Below are 18,206 nucleotides of genomic sequence, written 5' to 3'. Positions count from 1 at the left end.
TTCCGGGAAAGGATACTATCCCCATACAGTCTGCGGCTAAAGTTCCGCGACTTGGTACAATGGGAAAGAATCACATTCAGAGCAGTTTATCTTTTGTATAGGCTGTTCTTTTTTTGATGCTCTGAATCTGATACTTTCCTTAAGAATTGTAACATAGGAGGATTTTTTTGTTATCCTCATCGTCTCCAACTACTCTATTCTCCCCAGCATATCTGGGGGATTAGGATTTTCATTTACGAAACTCGTAAAGTCCGTCTGAATTACGTTCAAATTGATAATTGTATAGTCCATAATTAACGAAAAGGCTATAATAACCATTTTCATCAAGATAATCAACAGAAACGTACATCGGGATACAAGGGAGGTAATATTTTGTTTTAACTCGATTTTTAAATATTTCGATTTGTTTATCTGTTAATAAATAGTGATATTCATTTGGGCAAATTATTTTAAAGTTATTACGTTTAAATATTATATATCCACAAGAAATAGATAAGATAATAATAAGAGTTAATATGAATGTCTTTTTACTGTTTATTATTTGTTTTTTCGTTAATAGTTTTTTTAAAATTGATAGTATCATTAAAGTTATTATTGATGAGATTAGTATCAGTAGTATAATAAATAGTAGCCAGATTAATATTGTAAATAGATTCATTTCTAATCCCATAGCTCATTTTTGACGGGTAGATTATCCTCTGTTATATGAAAATACCAATTGGCTGTATTTATATAGGATTGCTCATTATATTGATCAAAATAGCTGTCTGCGTACCAATTCTTTCCTTCGGGTAGTGCAAACTTTAAAGTACCTTCATGCTCTTCTTGAAAAACTGTAAATGGGCTTCCATCTCCCAAAATAGAATATCCCCTTTGGGCAGTCAACACAAAACGCCCATCTTGTGGATGAGAACCGTCACATATATAATCTGATGGAACTTCTGCTTGGATACTCCAGTAAAGATTATAAGCGTTGAAAAGGTCTCTTGCATTTCCAACTCCAACACACATAGCAACAGGGCCATTTGGATCATCTGCAAAAGGAGTATCTAAATATGCTGATTTACCAGTCCCACTCCATGACGTAATCTCGTCATATGTGAAGAATGCATATCCTCTATCACTTGCTTCAGCATTAGGATAATTATATAATAATGCTTCTATCTCTAATGAATCATTATCATCTGTAACCATTATATTTGCCCAGTTAAGCGAAATATCAGAATCATAATCATAAGAAACTAGTATCATTCTTTCTTTATTGCCATTAGGTAATAAAGCTTCCCTAAACTTTGGTGAAAGATAATCTGGATGCCAATATCTACCTTCAAGATATCTTGCATTGCCATCTCCCATATGAGGTTCTGTTGGGCTCACCTTACATGCTGAAGTGCTATTAGTTATTGCATTAAACCATGTTTTGTATCCAAAGTTAGGGTCAAAGTCATGATAACAATATGAACTGCTAGATTTTAAAGAATCAAAGTTTGATATTAAATCTTTCGGCGTTTTTGATATATTGTTATTTATATCCAAAACGGAGTCTACATTTTCTAAATTTGAGATAGAAATAGCAAAATTACTATCAGACTCTGCTCCTAACGGTTGTGGAATTTGTTTTTTAGATAATATAAATTTACTAATTTCTATATCTTGATATTTTAGTTTAGAATTTGCAACTTCATTTACTGTGATTAACTGCTTTTTTAAACGCTCATCGTATTCCGATAAATTTAGTTGGCTCGTATTATTTAATACACCTATAGAATAAATTGTTCCGTCTTCAGCTTTTACATTACAAACTATCTGATCTATATAGTCTGAAACTATCTCCATATTGTTTAAGTTGCTTTCCGAATTGTATTTAATGCCTGATATGAAATTTACCTGCTTAATATTTTCAGTATTTATTGATTCCTGATGACTAGAAATTTTTGATTTGTCTAAGTTATCTAATTTAGTCGAAGCATTAGTAATCATAGGTGGTATTATTACAATACCTAGAATAGTAAAAATAGTAATAATTTTTCTTTTCATAAATAATCTCCGTTTCTCCGCCTTTAAGTTGGCGGAACTAGTTGTAATTAATATTCATAACTTCTATTCCACTGTATAATATAAATTATAAAAAGCTACATTGAAAAGCAAGGAATCCTAATGAAGCTTTAATGTCTATAAATCATTTATCGTTACAACTACTATTAACATTATCAGCTATTCTTAAATCTCTTATCTAAAAACGTATTGTCTTACCTTTAGCAACTTATACTTTAAGGTTAAGGAGTATTTATAAAAAAAGAACAATAAATTCCGGCCGCTTAACATTCCATTCAGTGATGATAAACTGTTACAGGAGAACATAAAAATAATGCTAGAAACTATTTAAAACAATAAATTTTCGATAACTGCTTATGACTACTGCCCAAACTAAAGCTGTTTAGAACGTTTTTCTTTAGATTAAAATCATCTCCACTGATGTCAAGTGGCTTTCAAAGGTAATATGCATTCCTATTATGATACTGTCATCTATCACATATAAGTAAATATTTATTATAAGAACAAAGTATAAAACTGCTATGGCTCTGTCTTTGCTAATTTCTACTTAAATGATTTCGACTTATTATGGTGACATACAAAACCTCCTTTAATCAAAAGATAAAAGGGAAGTTTCCCTAAAAGTATATTTCTATCAGGGGGAAATAGCAACGGTTGAGAAAACAATTTTTGAGCTATCATATGGTTCAAGAGATATAAATATAAGTTAAAAGAACTAAACTACCACCCGCTAAAGCGGGTGAGTATGCACATAAATGTGCTTCCGACTGAAAGTGGAGACAAGGGATTAATCCCTCTGAAATGTACTGTCGCTTGAAGCAACCGGAATAACTGACTGAAACTCAATTTTCTACCTTGAACACTTTGTTTCCTTGATTTTCGATATACCCATGAATGGTTTCTTCTGTTACACTTCCTACGGTCGCACAGAAATATCCCCTTCCCTATAAATGTTGATCCAGTACCTTTTCTTCAACTCTGGAAACTGTTCCTGCAACAACCTTGAAGATCGTCCTTTTAGGTACTGTACAATCTTACTTGGTGCTAGTATTGGGGGACATGACAACAGCAGATGTACATGGTTACCTCCCATACTCTCTTGTACGGTTACCATTCCTCTTTCTTTATTAATTCTTTTAATCGTAGTGGTATTTCTCTTTTCAGCATCTTGTAGCGATATTTTGTCACCCATATGATGTGGTCTGCATGCCCGTTTTTACTGTATTCCTCTGGCATATTTTCTACTCTCGGTTAAGTATGTCCATAAATGATATGGCTAAAATCGTATACCGTCTAAAGACGGTGGGTTTAGGCTACGTGAATGAAAACTAAAATCGCTGCGCAACATATGAGAACTATATCCTGTTCCTAACCATTGGATGCATCATTCAGAAGGATGACTGTCCTTTACATTTTATTATACTAACGATTCATTTTAATGGTTAAGATATCGGTGAATCTAAAAATATTAATATTAATAAGTGAAAATTATTTCTATATACATATATGTGTGTGATATCTTTTATTATAAAATAATAATTTATAAAATAATAGATTGAACGTATGTTTTGATAATAACTGATAAAAAATGCTGTTGGGGTCAAAACCATAAATAACTTTGCCCCTATTTCTATAACACCTTAAAAAATTCATATTTTGTAGTATAATACCAAGTTTAACTTAGATTAATGCGGGTATTACCGGGTTTTTCAACACTTGTAATTGAATAAAAGTTCTACAAGCCGCAGAAATGCGGTATTTTTTTGTCAAATTTTGCTTGACATACTGTTGTATACCCATATTGGCATTCATATTTGATAGGGCGGTGATAGAATGAAACTCTTTTATAACAAAAATAGCAAAGATCCAATCTACTATGCTCAGGTTGGAATCCGAAACGGCAAAAAGGTCACGACCAGAAACGTCAAACGGTTCGGGAAACACTCCGAACTGCTAAAAATAACCGATGACCCGCTTTCCTATGTGAAAGAAGAAATCCGGAAAATGAACGAGGAATACCGTGTCGGCAAGGTGGAATATACCATTTCAACGAATTATAATGAACGAGTGGAACAGACAGATGACGAGGCTTGTGCATCCACAGAATTGAACATTGGATATTTTTTCCTGCAGTACTTGATGGGCGGCCTCCGGCTCAAGGATTTCTTCCAGGAAAAGACCGCCGGAAGGAAACTGACATTTGACTGCCACACCATCCATCGTTTTCTTGTTTATTCGAGGATCATGGAACCGCTTTCTAAATATGCTATGCTGGACAAGCTGGATTCCTATTATGAAAAACCGGACTTCAGCTATCAGCATATCCTGCGCTTTATGGACCTTTTGGAAGAACATTACGATGATTATCTGGCATGGCTCTACAGGCAAAGCGACACGATCGTAAAAAGGGATTCCTCCGTACTTTATTATGAGTGTACAAACTTCTACTTTGAATGTGAGCAGGCGGATGACGAGATCGTGGACGAAGTCACTGGAGAGATCATAACCGGATTGCGAAAATATGGTGTCAGTAAAGAGCATCGGCCAAATCCCATAGTGGAAATGGGATTGTTCATGGACAGCAGAGGAATCCCCATCACCATTTGTCTGCATCCCGGAAACACCAGTGAACAGCTGACGGCAGTCCCTCTGGAAAAAGAAGTCTTAAAAATGATTCCGGGTTCAAAATTTATCTATTGTGCCGATGCAGGGCTTGGATCCTACAACATCAGAAAGTTCAACAGCATGGGCGGCAGAGCGTTCATTGTCACCCAGTCCATCAAGAAACTGAGCAACACACTGAAAGAAGCCGTTTTTAATGACTATGATTACAAACTTCTTTCAGACGATTCGCCCGTCACTATTGAAGAAATGAAACATTTTGACCGGCATGATCCAGATAACCTTGCCCTCTATAAAGACTCCGCATATAAAGTCATTACAGCTGACAAAGTACTCGATCTGGGACTTTACGAAGATGTGGTTCTGAAAAATGGACGGACGGTACAGAGAAAGGCAAAAGGAGTTTTAAATCAGCGCATTATCATCACTTTTTCCAGAAAAATGATGGAATACCAGAGGGCTGTCAGGGACCGGCAGATAGAACGGGCAAAGAAACTGCTGGCTCTGAAGGATCTGGAGGAAATCAAAAAAGGTCCGAACGATGTAAGGCGTTTCATGAAACGCGTCTCGAAAACAAAATCCGGTGAAAAAGCGGTTGTGGAATACACTCTTGATGAAAGTAAGATTGCGGAGGATGAAAAATACGATGGTTACTATGCCGTTGCCACGAATCTTGCGGATCCCGCAAAAGACATCCTTGCAGTAACACAGAAAAGATACCAGATTGAAGACTGTTTTAGGATCATAAAAACGAACTTTGACGGGCGCCCCGTGAACCATCGGCTGGCAGAACGGATCAGAGCGCATTTTTTGATATGTTATACCGCACTGCTTGTATACAGACTTTTAGAAGCCCGGCTTGATGAGCAGAAAACACATGTCACGCCAGATAATCTGGTGACAACACTGAAGAACATGAACGTCACAAACATACATGATATTGACTATATGGCGTTATATAAAGGCAGCAAAACCCTGGATGCGTTGACCCGATTGACTATGCTGCCATTGGACAGACGCCACTATAGGCCAAAGGACTTAAACAGAATGCTAAAAAAATTTTTAAGTTAGAAAAAATATACAACATTTTTAGCCATAGAAAAAGCCGGAATTTCCTTATTTTTCAAGGGGTTCCGGATTTGTTAATCATATCAAGTGTTGAAAGCGGAATATCATTTATAATCATTTATGTCAACATTAATTATTGGACTATAATTTAGTAATATTAAAAATTTCACAAAATTATCCTACTAATTTCAAAACAACTTCGAGCGATGTACCCTTTTTATAAACTGATGCAGATTATTGAAATGTTCTGTTTTGATTTAATTCTTAAAATACTAATATTTTTCCAAAACGGCGCAATATTTCCTAAATGTATACAAACACGTAATGGTTCAATGACATGATCAAGCCAGTACCTCTAATTCGCTTAAATGAAGGGGAGATTCACTGACTTTTTGATGAATCCCACATGATAGATGATCCGGTTTGTCTTTAGGACACCAATTATGTAAAATTCTTTCTAAATAAAGCAGTCCTTGCCTTTCGCAGAAGTATACCAATTGTTACAAAGGAAATAAAAAACCATGGGTGTCATGGGAAATTCCTCTGCAATCTCCCAAACTATGTTTATCTTTAATTTCGACTTAATATACAGAATGACAGCTTAATTTTAGATGATCCCATTGCAGGAAAGCATAACAGAAACAGCCTAATGCCCTGCCCATAAGCCTGACAGTCTTTTATGTGGAAATAATGAAGATATACTGCTTTAATTGGATGCACAATCTGTGACGAAAGCCTGGTATGCAAAACGATTGTATCATCCAAAATGTAGAAAACCGGTTGCCCTAAGTATTGAACTTCCCGGTAAAGGACCTGTATGACAACACTTTTCAAAAGACTCTCAAAAGCAAAGTAATTCCACTTACCGTAGTTGAAGAAATAAGTGTTGATGGTTCTATGCAGACAGCTAACTGCAGCAAAATCTGCGTTTTTCCCCTATACCCACAGAGGAAAATAGAAACAATAATGATGATTAAGTGGTTCAGATACATATTGGATAAATCTAATCTTAGCTTAAGTGCAGTAGCCGTTAATATTTAGACAGACCTGTATATTTGCCGCACAAAATATGAGAAAGTAATTCAAGCTCTGTAATTTCAAAGAATACGGCTGCATCTATAGATGTATAAGAGTCCTCACTTATTCTGTCAAAGCAGTAAAATACACGCTCCCAAAGGGAAATCCGGACTGATATGATTTGCACCTTCCGTGGATTCCTATTTGCTGTTATAATAAAATCAACGCAAATACACTGGAGGATTTTCAATGAACGAGTGGAAGGTATACTATGGAAATAATTTCTGGGGACATGAGCGGTATGCCAGACCTGGAAAAGAGACAGCCGTCAACCGTGAATTTTTATGGGATGGGGAACAATTTAAGATCTTATCACTCTATGAGTGCAGTGAGGGATTGGTAGTAGACCTGTGTAAGAGAATTGATTCCGAAACACTCCACGCCTTTCAAAAAAACTGGAAGGAGAAAGATCCCGAAAAGTTGTCAGACCAAGAGTTAGGGTTTCTGGAAGCAGAGAATCCGACTTCTCTCCACCTAGTGTCAGAACTGACCGCTGATGGAGAACTTCTTCCAAATCAGGGCTCCTGCAGCATGGGATGGTATCCGTGCGATGAGGAGGGGGCATGTGATGTCCAGGCTGAGGAATTTCTTTTCTCCCAGCAGCCTCTTCCTGTCCCCGGCCCATGTTTTATACTGAATAAGGAGTTGCCTCAAACTGTGTGCTTTACCCACCCGGAATCCGGTAAGACACACACTTTAGAAATACACTCCCGAATTTCAAGACAGATACCGGAACATACCCTGTCACATATGCCAAAACACTTCCGCCATCCCAGATGCTATGAGGAACTGCACTATACGCTCTCACCAGAGCTTGAGGAGGGCAGTTATTTTATCCGCAGTGTTTCCGCTGGTGATCAGCCGGTACCCATTGCTTCCTACTCGGAATCCAAAGGTGCATCCAGTATTTCTATAATCGGAGGCAGCAATGGGCCCACCTCTATTTTTCTGGCGGGTAAACTTCCCTTAAATGAAAAAAAGACCCATTTAGCTTTTTCCTCTCTCTTTTTCACTTCCACAGAAGTAAGGGAGTGGACTATCACTTTCAGGGTCAGGAAAAAAGAGGATTGCAGACTTATACTGGACATGAATTTCCTGTCTTGACTTTCATTCATGGTTATATCTGCGTAAGAATACAAGTTCATTTATCCATTCAACAGATTTCTTTCCATATACCCACAGGTAAATGGAAAGAAATCCACACATTCCGGTATATCATTTTTTCTAACCGCTTTAATCATAATCACCCCATAGCAAAGTCATCTATAGAACTCGGTAATGAGGTATGATATCCTCATAACTGCCATCCTTCATCAGAAATCCCTTAGGTATCACGCCTAATTTTATAAACCCTAATTTTTCATACAGATGTATTGCAGACAGATTTGACTTCACCACAGCATTAAACTGCAGAATTCTAAATCCGGAGCGTTTTCCCTGTTCTATGGAGTGTCTCACCAGCTTTTCTCCAATATGCTGCCCCCTGTAATCAGATTTCACTGCATAGCTGCAATTGCACAGATGCCCGCATCTGCCCACATTGTTGGGATGAAGTATGTAAAGTCCTACTATCTCTCCATTCTCAGCATCATAAGCAATTCCAGTATATGTTTGGCTCTCAAAAAACTCTGTCCCTGTCTTCTCGTCAAGCATATCCATCTGTGGAAATGCAACCCCGTCTTCCACCACCTGATTCCATATTTGTATAGCGTCTGCAATGTCTTGTTTTGTAAATTTTCTTAACTCTATTGTCATGAAAAAGCCTCCGTATTTACAATTATATAACTCGATCCCTTCATTCAGGAAAGCCGCCCCTTAAAATCCTCATAGGAAAAAGAGCGAACAATTTCCATGCTTTTGTCAATTCTTCTACACACAATGGAAGGCAGATTCATACCGTTGAAGGTGTTGGTCTTTACCATGGTATAGAGGGCCATATCCTGAAAAACCAAAATATCTCCTTCCTCTAAAGGTTGGTCAAAGGAGTAATTACCTATTACGTCCCCTGCCAGACAGGTGAGGCCCCCCAGACGGTAAGTAAACCTCTTTTCCCCCGGAAGTCCTGAACCTTTCAGGGGCGGCCTGTAGGGCATCTCCAGCACATCCGGCATATGGCAGGCAGCGGAGGTATCCAATATGGCAATCTCCATCCCATTGTTTACTATACCAACAACGCTGGTGACCAGCTCACCGGCATTCAGAACCACAGCCTCCCCAGGCTCCAGATATACATCAACCTCATAAGTATTCTGAAGATGACGGATCACCCGCTTCAGCCTTTGGATATCATATCCCTCTTTTGTAATGTGATGTCCTCCACCCAGATTTACCCATTTCATCCTCTTTAAATATTTTCCAAACTTCTCCTCCACAGCCCTCACTGTGATCTCCAGATCATCCGAATCCTGCTCGCACAGTGTGTGGAAATGCAGCCCATCTATCAGAGGCAGAAGCTCTTCGTCAAATTCCTCTAAAATAGTCCCAAGTCTGGAACCAGTCGAACAGGGGTCATAGATGCCATGCCCCTCCTGTGTAGAGCACTGGGGATTTATCCGAAGCCCAACCTCTTTTCCCCTGTTCCTGGCCCTCGGCCCATATTTTTGCAGCTGGGAACAGGAATTAAAGATGATGTGGTCCGCGTACTTTAGAATCTCCTCAAACTCTTCCTGGCGGTAAGCGGGGGAATAAACATGGGTCTCCCCTCCAAACTCCTCCGCTCCCAGACGCGCCTCAAACAGTCCGCTGGCAGTTGTCCCGCTTAAGTATCTGCTAAGAAGGGGATAACAGGCATACATGGAAAATGCCTTCTGGGCCAGGAGTATCCTGCAGCCCGTCTCATCTGAAACAGATTTGAGGATCTCCAGGTTGTGCACAATTCGCTCCTCATCCACCAAGAAGTAAGGAGTTGCAATCTTTTCTCCCATACTCCCTACTCCACCAGAGCCGGGGAGTCTGAGATCTTCCAGGGGAGTCCACACTCATTCAGCGCCTCCATATAGGGATCAGGATCAAATTCCTCCACGGTAAAGACTCCCGGCTTTTTCCATTTTCCAGTGAGCAGCATCATAGCCCCCACCATGGCCGGCACCCCTGTGGTGTAAGAGATTGCCTGGGAGCCCACCTCCCGGTAGCACTCCTGATGGTCACACACATTGTAGATATAAGCAGTCTTAACTTTTCCATCCTTGACACCGGTAAAAATGCAGCCGATATTTGTCTTACCCACAGTGCGCGGTCCCAGGGTTGCGGGATCGGGGAGAAGTTCCTTTAAAAACTGGATGGGAACAATTGGATGCCCCTCATATTCCACAGGCTCTGTGGAGAGCATACCCACATTTTCCAGACACCTCATATGCGTCAGATAGCTCTCCCCAAAGGTCATAAAAAAGCGGATACGTTTTACCTCCGGGATATTCTTTGCCAGGGACTCGATCTCCTCATGGTGAAGCAAATACATATCCTTTTTTCCTACCTGGTCAAAGTTATATTCCCTTTTTATGCTCATGGGTGGAACCTCTACCCAGTGTCCATCTTCCCAGTAGGACCCGGGAGCGGAGACCTCCCTTAAATTGATCTCAGGGTTAAAGTTTGTGGCAAAGGGGTAACCGTGGTCGCCTCCGTTGCAGTCCAGGATGTCAATGGTGTCTATCCGGTCAAAGAGATGCTTCTTCGCATAAGCGCAGTACGCCTGGGTAACCCCCGGATCAAATCCTGTTCCCAGCAGGGCCGTAAGCCCGGCCTCCTCAAATCTCTTCTTATATGCCCACTGCCATGAATAGTCAAAGTAAGCGGAGAAGCCCAGCTCTTTACAGCGTTTCTCATAGAGTTCCCTCCACCCAGGCTCTGTGATGTCCTCAGGCTCATAGTTCGCTGTGTCCAGATAATTGACTTTGCACTCCAGACAGGCTTCCATTATGGTCAGATCCTGATATGGCAGTGCAATATTCATCACAAGATCCGGCTGTACACGCCTAATCAGGGCTGTTACCTCTTCTCTTTTGTCTGCATCCACCTGCTCGGTTGTAATTTTCGTCTCTGTCTTACCCTGAAGCTGCACTTTTAAATCATCACATTTGGACTTTGTGCGGCTGGCAATACAGATCTCCTGAAATACCTCACTGTGCTGGCAGCACTTTCTTATGGCCACATTTGCCACTCCTCCACAGCCGATTATCAATACTCTACTCATTTTCATCCTCCTTTTTTATTACTGTTCACTCAGGTCTGAGCAGTAAACCTTTTTTCCCATAGCCAGAAGCATTTCCCTCACAATCTTACAGGCCACAGCAGTGGACACGCCACTCTGATCATAGTGGGGGCACAGTTCATTTACATCACATCCTACAATCCGGGCATTCCGGCACACAAGCACAGCCGCCCTCCTCAACTCATCAAAGGATACGCCTCCCGGTTCCGGCGTGCCGGTTCCCGGAAAGACACTGGGGTCCAGGACATCCAAGTCCAGGGTAAAATATACCGGCTCACCCTTCAGGCTTCGCAGTTTTTCAGTTAGCCCCTCAAAATCAAACAGCCGGGTTTCCACATGTTCCTTTCCCCACTTGAACTCCTCCCGGTCCCCGGAACGGATGCCAAACTGATGGATACGTCCGTCCCCAGTCAACTCCCAGCACCTGCGCAGCACACAGGCGTGGGACAGTCTCACTCCCAGATAATCCTCTCTCAGATCTGCATGGGCGTCAAAATGAATGATGTGCACGTCCGGATATCTATTTACAATGGATCTCACAGCCCCCAGAGTCACCAGATGTTCTCCTCCCAGCATAAACGGCCTCTTTCCCGCTGCCAGTATCTTATCTGTCCTCTCCTCAATCTGTTCCAGCGCTCTCTCAGCGCTTCCGATACACAGCTCAATATCCCCGCTGTCCATCACAGACATATCTTCCAGATCCAGGTCCAGATAAGGACTGTAGGTTTCCAGCCCATAAGATTCCCTTCTGATGGCACCAGGGCCGAAGCGGGTTCCCGGGCGGAATGAAGTCGTGGAGTCAAAGGGGGCCCCAAACAGCACTGTATCCGCATTGTCAAATTCCCGGTCGCAGGCCAGGAAGGTTTCCACATTTCTATTCAACATTTTTCAGCATCTCCTCCACGTAAGCTGGAATATAGAACGCCCCCTTGTGCAGGGTGGTGGTATAGTAGCGGCAGGACAAGCCTCTCATATTCCAGCGCGTGTCATCCAGGTTTTTTAAGGGGTGATATTTTTTGGAAGCAAACCCAAAGAGCCAATGACCCGAGGGGTAGGTGGGAATATGGGCCTGGTAAACACGACTTATTGGGAAGGATTCCACGATATTTTTGTGTGCCCTCTGACAGGCCGCTGCATCCTCTGGGTAAAAGGGACTCTCGTGCTGGTTGATCAGGATTCCGTCCTCCTTTAAAGCCTTGAAACAATTTCCATAAAATTCCTTAGTAAATAGTCCCTCCCCTGGTCCAAAGGGGTCCGTGGAGTCCACAATGATGAGGTCATATTCATTCTCATGGAACCGCACAAATCTGAGGCCGTCCTCATAGTGAATCTCAACCCTGGAATCATCCAGTCTGCAGGCTGTCTGGGGCAGATAGGTCCGGCACACCTCCACAACCAGAGGATCAATCTCAACCATGTCAATGTGTTCAATCTCAGGATATCTCACCAACTCACGGATCACGCCCCCGTCCCCTGCCCCGATCACCAGAACTCTTCGAACCCTTGGGTGAACGGCCATGGGCACATGGGTAATCATCTCATGGTAAATGAACTCATCTTTTTCTGTAAGCATCATATATCCGTCCAGGGTCAGAAACCGGCCAAATTCCGGTGACTCAAAGACATCAATCCGTTGAAATTGGCTCTGCCCACTGTACAACTGCCGGTTTACACGGATGGAAAACCTGGCGTTTGGCGTGTGATCTTCTGAAAACCAAAATTCCATAGTCTAAACTCCTCCTTTCAGAACATTTAAACAGCGGATATGGGGATCCTCACACCCCGTCAGGCTGCACCCCTTTTCTTTTGCATAGGTGATATACTCCAGTATGCGGTTAGTGATACGCTCCCCTGGAGCCAGTATGGGAATCCCCGGTGGATAGCACATGACGAACTCCGCACTGACTCTGCTCTCTGTCTGTTCCAGGGGAAGAGATTCCCGGTCTGCATAAAATGCCTGCTGAGGAGATGCCGCCACCTGGGGCTCAATATACTCCTGCCTCATCAGTCCGCTCTGCTGTCTGCCAAAACGCCGTCTAATCTCTGACAACGCGCTCACAAGGCGCTCAATATCTCTCATCCGGTCCCCTATGGATATGTAGGCTAGTATGTTCCCCAGATCCCCAAACTCGATCTGGATATCATACTCATCTCTCAAGAGATCGTACACTTCGATTCCCGCAAGCCCCACATCCAGGGTGTGCACAGACAACTTTGTCACATCAAAGTCAAAGATACTCTCATCATTGATCATTTCCCTTGAAAAGGCATAGTATCCTCCGATGCGGTTGATCTCATTTCTGGCGTATTCCGCCATATTTACCACCTGACGGAAGGTCTCCTCGCCCCTAAGAGCCAGGTTTCTCCTGGATATATCCAGGCTGGAGAGCAAAAGATAGGATGCGCTGGTAGTCTGAGTCAGATTGATGATCTGGCGCACATGTCCCTGGGATACCCCAGGTCCTGTCAATAGCAGGGAACTCTGGGTCAGGCTTCCCCCTGATTTGTGCATGGAAACCGATGCCATATCCGCTCCTGCATCCATAGCTGACACAGGCAGGCCCTTTCCAAAATAAAAATGGGTACCGTGGGCCTCATCCGCCAGACAGAGCATTCCCCTGCTGTGTGCCATTGTAACAATACTGCGTATATCTGAGCAGACTCCATAGTAGGTGGGATTGTTAACCAGGATCGCCCTGGCATCCGGATTCTCATCCATGGCACGCCTTACATCCTCCAGACGCATTCCCAGTGGAATCCCAAGGCGGTTGTCACAGAGAGGGTCTACATAAACCGGGATGGCGCCGCACAGCACCAGAGCGCCCATTACACTCCTGTGGACATTCCTGGGCAGTATGATCTTCTCTCCCCTCTTGACTACGGAGAGCACCATAGCCTGCACAGCGGAGGTGGTTCCACCCACCATGAGGAAACTGTTTGCTGCGCCAAAGGCTTCGGCGGCCAGTTCCTCTGCCTCTCTAATGACGGAGATGGGATGACATAGATTGTCCAGAGGCTTCATGGAGTTCACATCCAGACCAACACACCCCTCCCCCAAAAAGGCGGCCAGTTCCGGGTTTCCCCGCCCTCTCTTATGTCCCGGAACGTCAAAGGGAACAATCCGTTTTTTTCTAAATTCCTGGAGTGCCTCATAAATAGGCGCTCTCTCCTGTGAAAAATCCATCCCGCATCCCCCTCTCATTCCAGGTAGATATTTCTGCCGCTGAAGATTTCAATCATCTCCCGTCGCAGGCTGTTCATGATTTCCAGCCTGACCCTGGGCGGCAATTCATACACATCTGTCTTAAACAAATAGTTTTGAAGCTCAATCTCCTTGACCATCATCTTTGTGTGAAAAAGATTTGCCTCATACACATTGATATCCACCGCATCATATCTTCTGCGTATCTCTGTGGAGATATAGTCCTGGATCGATGTGATTTTGTGGTCTAAAAACAGTTTTTTTCCTGTCACATCATGTGTAAATCCCCTCACCCGGTAATCCATGGTAATGATATCTGAATCAAAGGAACCGATCAGATAATCCAGCGTGGATAGAGGGGTAATCTCTCCGCAGGTGGCCACATCAATATCCACCCGGAAAGTGGCAATGCAGGTCTCCGGATGGTATTCCGGGTAGGTATGTACTGTCACATGACTCTTATCTAAATGGGCAACCTGCGTCTCCCCGGACCGGCTCAAGATCTCCTCCGCAATAAGCAGGGTTACAGAAGCACCCTGTGGATCATAGTCCTGTCTGGCAATATTCAGCACCTTGGCCCCCACCATATCCGTCAGCGTGGTTAGAATATTTGTCAGCCGTTCCGAATTGTACTGTTCATCAATATAAGCAATGTAATCCCTCTGCTCCCTGGCTGACTTGGCATAACATACATCATAAATGTTAAAACTGAGCGATTTTGTCAAGTTATTAAAGCCATACAGTTTTAGTTTTTCTCCCATATGGAACATCTCCTCCTTGGCTGGGGCATTTTACCGGCAGCCGGTTTTCTAAAAAAGAATCCCGCGAACGGAAATTTCCGCCGCAGTGCGGTCCTCGCGGAGTGTTTGTTCTTGCATAGAGAGTCACAGGACTTTTTATGTAAAAACAAACAGGGGTGTGCAAAGCGCACACCCCTGTAAGATCATCTATCATCACTTATATTCCGGCAAGACGGTTATATTCCATGTTTATTTCCATATGTCTGCAATAAATGAGAGATTCTTAGAGTCTATTTAGCAAATACTTACTTTTACCACTCTTATTGATCTTTTTACAAGTTGATGTTGTGCCTCATTGCACTTTGGTTATATAATAACCAACTTATAAACGGGTACGATTCCCCAATGTAAAGACTCTGCCATTTGCAGATTCTTATTACATTTCGTATCAATAATGGCGGCTCGCCGCCAATCGGCAGTTGACCCGGCTGTCCGTATGGCCTTTACCCCTGTTTCGGGGTGGTCAGATAAAATATTTGCATGGACATTCTGTTAATACTCATATCGCATGACGAGATTATTATATCCGTGATTGAAATTTATGTCAATACGCCAAAGGAAAAAAGTCAGTTTTGACTACTTTTTAACGTAACAGTTCAGATGGGGAAGGTGCGTTGCCACCAGGACGTCACCCGGGCGTTGGCAGTTCTCACGCAAACACATGCAACGCTCTGGGGAACTAAAGACGCACGTAAATTGTTTGCTTAGAAAGCTGTCAACGCCCGGGTGACTGTGTTCTGCAACCGAGAACTTCTCTAAAGCTTGTTTAAAAATCGTCTGGGTAGCACGATCTTCCGCCTAATAGAAACAGCTTCCACCGGCGCAGGGCTATGCTTCGGGGACAATTGGCGTGCGTTTTTAATGTAGATGAAATCCTCTGGTTACGGAAACTTGGACGCGAAAGCTTTCCTGAGCGACCTAGTTGTAGTTAGCAGAGAGTTCATCGGAATGTTGCACGCGTCCCTGAAGCATAGACCTGCGCCGGTGGAAGCGTCCGCCTAATCCAATAACCAACTTGACCCGTCTGAACTGTTACTTTTTAACAAAGCGGTTTACGATATAGGCATTTGCCTCCCTTTCCTCCCTATCATCCAACGGCTCCAGCGTCACCGTCTCTCCATACCTGCGCTCCAGGGCTTTCTTGATCAGATAATCGCACACCTGAGGATTCTTTGGAAGCAGAGGACCGTGCAGGTAAGTGCCTAAGACATTTTTGTACACCACTCCCTCATATCCCGATTCCCCATCATTCCCGGAACCGTAGAGCACGCGCCCAAAGGGTTTATTATCGCCAATGTACGTTCGACCTCCATGATTTTCAAATCCCACAACAGGCATTTCAAACAGCTCACTCTGAAGTACAATATTGTCGATTAACCTGCCAGTCTTCTGCTCTGTGTAAAGATCCACCAAATCCAGTCCATGTATCTTTCCCTGGTCTGTTTGATAGTAACTGCCCAAAAGCTGATACCCTCCGCACACAGCCAGCACCACACCCCAATCCTCCACATATTCTTTGAACTGCGGCTGAATCTCCTGAAGACGATTACAGACCAGCATCTGCTCCCGGTCCGAACCGCCTCCCAGAAGCACGATGTCCAGCTGGGAGAAATCAATCTCATCCTCCAGCTTAAACTCAATGGTTTTTGCGCCGATTCCTCTCCACTGGCATCTTTTCATCATACACTGTATGTTTCCCCTGTCCCCGTAGAGATTCAGGAGGTCGGGATAGAGATGACCTATGGTAATCTTTCTCTCACTGCTCATGCCTGTTCCCCCTCTATCTTTTTCAAAATATTGTGGGTGCTGTAAAGCGCTGTATAGTTCACCAGCACATAGAGATTCCCCACTCCGTCACGGATACGGTCCCGGATGGCCTTCTCCACATCCGGCTCCAAAGTGGAGGGGATATCCACGTACTTAAGTCTCAGCCTCATGTCCTGACAGCGGATACCGCTGACCGTGATGGAGGAAGCGTTCATGTCCCGGAAGCGGTCAAAATCCACATCCCAGAGCCAAGAGATGTCTGTGCCATCCTGGCTATTGTCATTGATCAGCACAATCACGTCCTTTTCCCGGTTATCCTCCATGACAGCTGAGATATTCTGGTTAAATCCTGCCGGATTCTTGGCAAGATTCAGGATAATCTCCGTATCCCCCACCTGGAAGGACTCCATACGCCCGTTCTGCGGGTTATAGTCAGCCAGCACCTGATTATAGTTACTCATGGAAATCCCCGCGCTCTTTCCTGCAGCATAGGCTGCCAGAATGTTATAGATATTATAAAATCCACGGTAGTTGGCGGAAATCGGAATGTTATCCACATCAAAGGACAGTTTTCCACCCGCCTTGATGTTTTCTGCACCAAAATCCAGTGTGGGACGCTCAAAGCCGCACTTAGGGCAGTGATAATCCCCAAGCTGGCTGTAGTGGTAAAAAGCATAATCCAACTTTTCCCCGCACTGTTTACAGAACTGGCCCTCCCGGATCTCCCTGGACTCCTCCTGCTTAAAGTAGGGATCACGGATGCCAAAAGTCACATACTCATTTCCGCTGTCCATGGCCAAAAACGCGGACAATGGATCATCCCCGTTTACCACCAGTTTCATTTTAGGAGCCATACCCATGGCCTTTTTCAGCAGATTCATTGTAATATCGATCTCTCCATACCGGTCCAACTGATCCCGGAACAGATTGGTCAGCACCATGTAGTCCGGTTTGAAATGCGGGAAGATACGCACAGTTGAGGCCTCATCGATCTCAATGCAGGCATAGTCCGCATCCAGCCTCCCTAAAAGGCTTGCGGACAACACAAAGGCCGATACCACACCGTTTAACATATTTGAGCCTGTCTGATTGCAGACTACCTTTTTTCCCTCCGCCTCTATGGCGGAACAGAGTAAGTTATTAGTGGTTGTCTTCCCGTTTGTCCCGCAGGTGACAAAGATCTTCTCCCTTACCTGTGAGGACAGCTCACGCAATATATTGGGATCAATTCTCAGGGCAATCTGCCCTGCAAGGGTAACTCCCTGTTTTCCCGCGGCCTGGCAGGCCACCTTTACTAATTTTGCAGTCCATACAGCCAAAATTCTGCGTATACCCATATTTGTATTCCCCAGTTTCTTTCTGTTACTGTTCACTCCAAATTACTTGTCACGTTCTGTGCAGTAACTTC

The 18,206-nt window shown here is 43.4% G+C and carries 13 protein-coding genes; 2 read left to right on the top strand and 11 right to left on the bottom strand.

The features are described from left to right. Positions 1-660: 660 nt before the first annotated feature. Both AC0THY_RS03575 and tnpA read right to left on the bottom strand, forming a co-directional pair. Positions 661-2,037, bottom strand: coding sequence for a hypothetical protein (locus AC0THY_RS03575; RefSeq protein ID WP_489993101.1), 1,377 nt, complete (start codon positions 2,035-2,037; stop codon positions 661-663). A 934-nt stretch (positions 2,038-2,971) separates the two neighbouring features. Next, entirely contained in the window at positions 2,972-3,247 is a 276-nt protein-coding gene (tnpA, locus tag AC0THY_RS03570) for an IS200/IS605 family transposase (RefSeq protein WP_489993100.1), read from the bottom strand. Between the two features lie 641 nt (positions 3,248-3,888). Between tnpA and AC0THY_RS03565 the strand changes: the two genes are divergently transcribed. Both AC0THY_RS03565 and AC0THY_RS03560 read left to right on the top strand, forming a co-directional pair. Continuing rightward, positions 3,889-5,748 carry an IS1634 family transposase gene (locus tag AC0THY_RS03565; protein ID WP_489993099.1) on the top strand — a complete coding sequence of 620 codons (1,860 nt, stop codon included), beginning with the start codon at positions 3,889-3,891 and terminating at the stop codon, positions 5,746-5,748. Between the two features lie 1,263 nt (positions 5,749-7,011). Next, on the top strand, positions 7,012-7,926 hold the full coding sequence (locus AC0THY_RS03560) for a hypothetical protein (RefSeq protein ID WP_489993098.1): 915 nt from the start codon (positions 7,012-7,014) through the stop codon (positions 7,924-7,926). 159 nt (positions 7,927-8,085) lie between these two features. On the opposite strand, the gene AC0THY_RS03555 is transcribed toward AC0THY_RS03560, so the two are convergent. The 9 genes from AC0THY_RS03555 to AC0THY_RS03515 all read right to left on the bottom strand — a co-directional run bounded on the left by AC0THY_RS03555 (position 8,086) and on the right by AC0THY_RS03515 (position 18,135). Then, positions 8,086-8,577, bottom strand: a complete 492-nt coding sequence (locus AC0THY_RS03555) for a GNAT family N-acetyltransferase (protein ID WP_489993097.1) — start codon at positions 8,575-8,577, stop codon at positions 8,086-8,088. 44 nt (positions 8,578-8,621) lie between these two features. Then, on the bottom strand, positions 8,622-9,746 hold the full coding sequence (gene nspC, locus AC0THY_RS03550; RefSeq protein ID WP_489993096.1) for a carboxynorspermidine decarboxylase: 1,125 nt from the start codon (positions 9,744-9,746) through the stop codon (positions 8,622-8,624). 5 nt (positions 9,747-9,751) lie between these two features. After that, positions 9,752-11,011, bottom strand: a complete 1,260-nt coding sequence (locus AC0THY_RS03545) for a saccharopine dehydrogenase family protein (RefSeq protein WP_489993095.1) — start codon at positions 11,009-11,011, stop codon at positions 9,752-9,754. 18 nt (positions 11,012-11,029) lie between these two features. Next, positions 11,030-11,914, bottom strand: a complete 885-nt coding sequence (speB, locus tag AC0THY_RS03540; protein WP_489993094.1) for an agmatinase — start codon at positions 11,912-11,914, stop codon at positions 11,030-11,032. Further along, the gene (speE, locus tag AC0THY_RS03535) at positions 11,904-12,755 is read right to left on the bottom strand and encodes a polyamine aminopropyltransferase (RefSeq protein ID WP_489993093.1); all 852 of its coding nucleotides are present in this window, start codon (positions 12,753-12,755) and stop codon (positions 11,904-11,906) included. The genes speB and speE overlap by 11 nt, the downstream gene beginning before the upstream one ends. A gap of 3 nt (positions 12,756-12,758) precedes the next feature. After that, on the bottom strand, positions 12,759-14,213 hold the full coding sequence (locus AC0THY_RS03530) for an aminotransferase class I/II-fold pyridoxal phosphate-dependent enzyme (protein ID WP_489993092.1): 1,455 nt from the start codon (positions 14,211-14,213) through the stop codon (positions 12,759-12,761). 14 nt (positions 14,214-14,227) lie between these two features. Further along, positions 14,228-15,001, bottom strand: a complete 774-nt coding sequence (gene speD, locus AC0THY_RS03525; protein ID WP_489993091.1) for an adenosylmethionine decarboxylase — start codon at positions 14,999-15,001, stop codon at positions 14,228-14,230. A 1,062-nt stretch (positions 15,002-16,063) separates the two neighbouring features. After that, positions 16,064-16,798 carry a type 1 glutamine amidotransferase gene (locus AC0THY_RS03520; RefSeq protein WP_489993090.1) on the bottom strand — a complete coding sequence of 245 codons (735 nt, stop codon included), beginning with the start codon at positions 16,796-16,798 and terminating at the stop codon, positions 16,064-16,066. Continuing rightward, entirely contained in the window at positions 16,795-18,135 is a 1,341-nt protein-coding gene (locus tag AC0THY_RS03515) for a MurT ligase domain-containing protein (protein WP_489993089.1), read from the bottom strand. The genes AC0THY_RS03520 and AC0THY_RS03515 overlap by 4 nt, the downstream gene beginning before the upstream one ends. Between the last annotated feature and the right edge of the window lie 71 nt (positions 18,136-18,206).

Source organism: Ruminococcus sp. 8Y-12, assembly GCF_058119865.1.
This window is presented reverse-complemented; position numbering and strand designations above follow the sequence as displayed.

Excerpts from the sequence above, each read along its gene's own strand:
- AC0THY_RS03575 (WP_489993101.1), bottom strand. The coding sequence starts at position 2,037 with ATGAAAAGAAAAATTATTACTATTTTTACTATTCTAGGTATTGTAATA.
- tnpA (WP_489993100.1), bottom strand. The coding sequence starts at position 3,247 with ATGGGTGACAAAATATCGCTACAAGATGCTGAAAAGAGAAATACCACT.
- AC0THY_RS03565 (WP_489993099.1), top strand. The coding sequence starts at position 3,889 with ATGAAACTCTTTTATAACAAAAATAGCAAAGATCCAATCTACTATGCT.
- AC0THY_RS03560 (WP_489993098.1), top strand. The coding sequence starts at position 7,012 with ATGAACGAGTGGAAGGTATACTATGGAAATAATTTCTGGGGACATGAG.
- AC0THY_RS03555 (WP_489993097.1), bottom strand. The coding sequence starts at position 8,577 with ATGACAATAGAGTTAAGAAAATTTACAAAACAAGACATTGCAGACGCT.
- nspC (WP_489993096.1), bottom strand. The coding sequence starts at position 9,746 with ATGGGAGAAAAGATTGCAACTCCTTACTTCTTGGTGGATGAGGAGCGA.
- AC0THY_RS03545 (WP_489993095.1), bottom strand. The coding sequence starts at position 11,011 with ATGAGTAGAGTATTGATAATCGGCTGTGGAGGAGTGGCAAATGTGGCC.
- speB (WP_489993094.1), bottom strand. The coding sequence starts at position 11,914 with ATGTTGAATAGAAATGTGGAAACCTTCCTGGCCTGCGACCGGGAATTT.
- speE (WP_489993093.1), bottom strand. The coding sequence starts at position 12,755 with ATGGAATTTTGGTTTTCAGAAGATCACACGCCAAACGCCAGGTTTTCC.
- AC0THY_RS03530 (WP_489993092.1), bottom strand. The coding sequence starts at position 14,213 with ATGGATTTTTCACAGGAGAGAGCGCCTATTTATGAGGCACTCCAGGAA.
- speD (WP_489993091.1), bottom strand. The coding sequence starts at position 15,001 with ATGTTCCATATGGGAGAAAAACTAAAACTGTATGGCTTTAATAACTTG.
- AC0THY_RS03520 (WP_489993090.1), bottom strand. The coding sequence starts at position 16,798 with ATGAGCAGTGAGAGAAAGATTACCATAGGTCATCTCTATCCCGACCTC.
- AC0THY_RS03515 (WP_489993089.1), bottom strand. The coding sequence starts at position 18,135 with ATGGGTATACGCAGAATTTTGGCTGTATGGACTGCAAAATTAGTAAAG.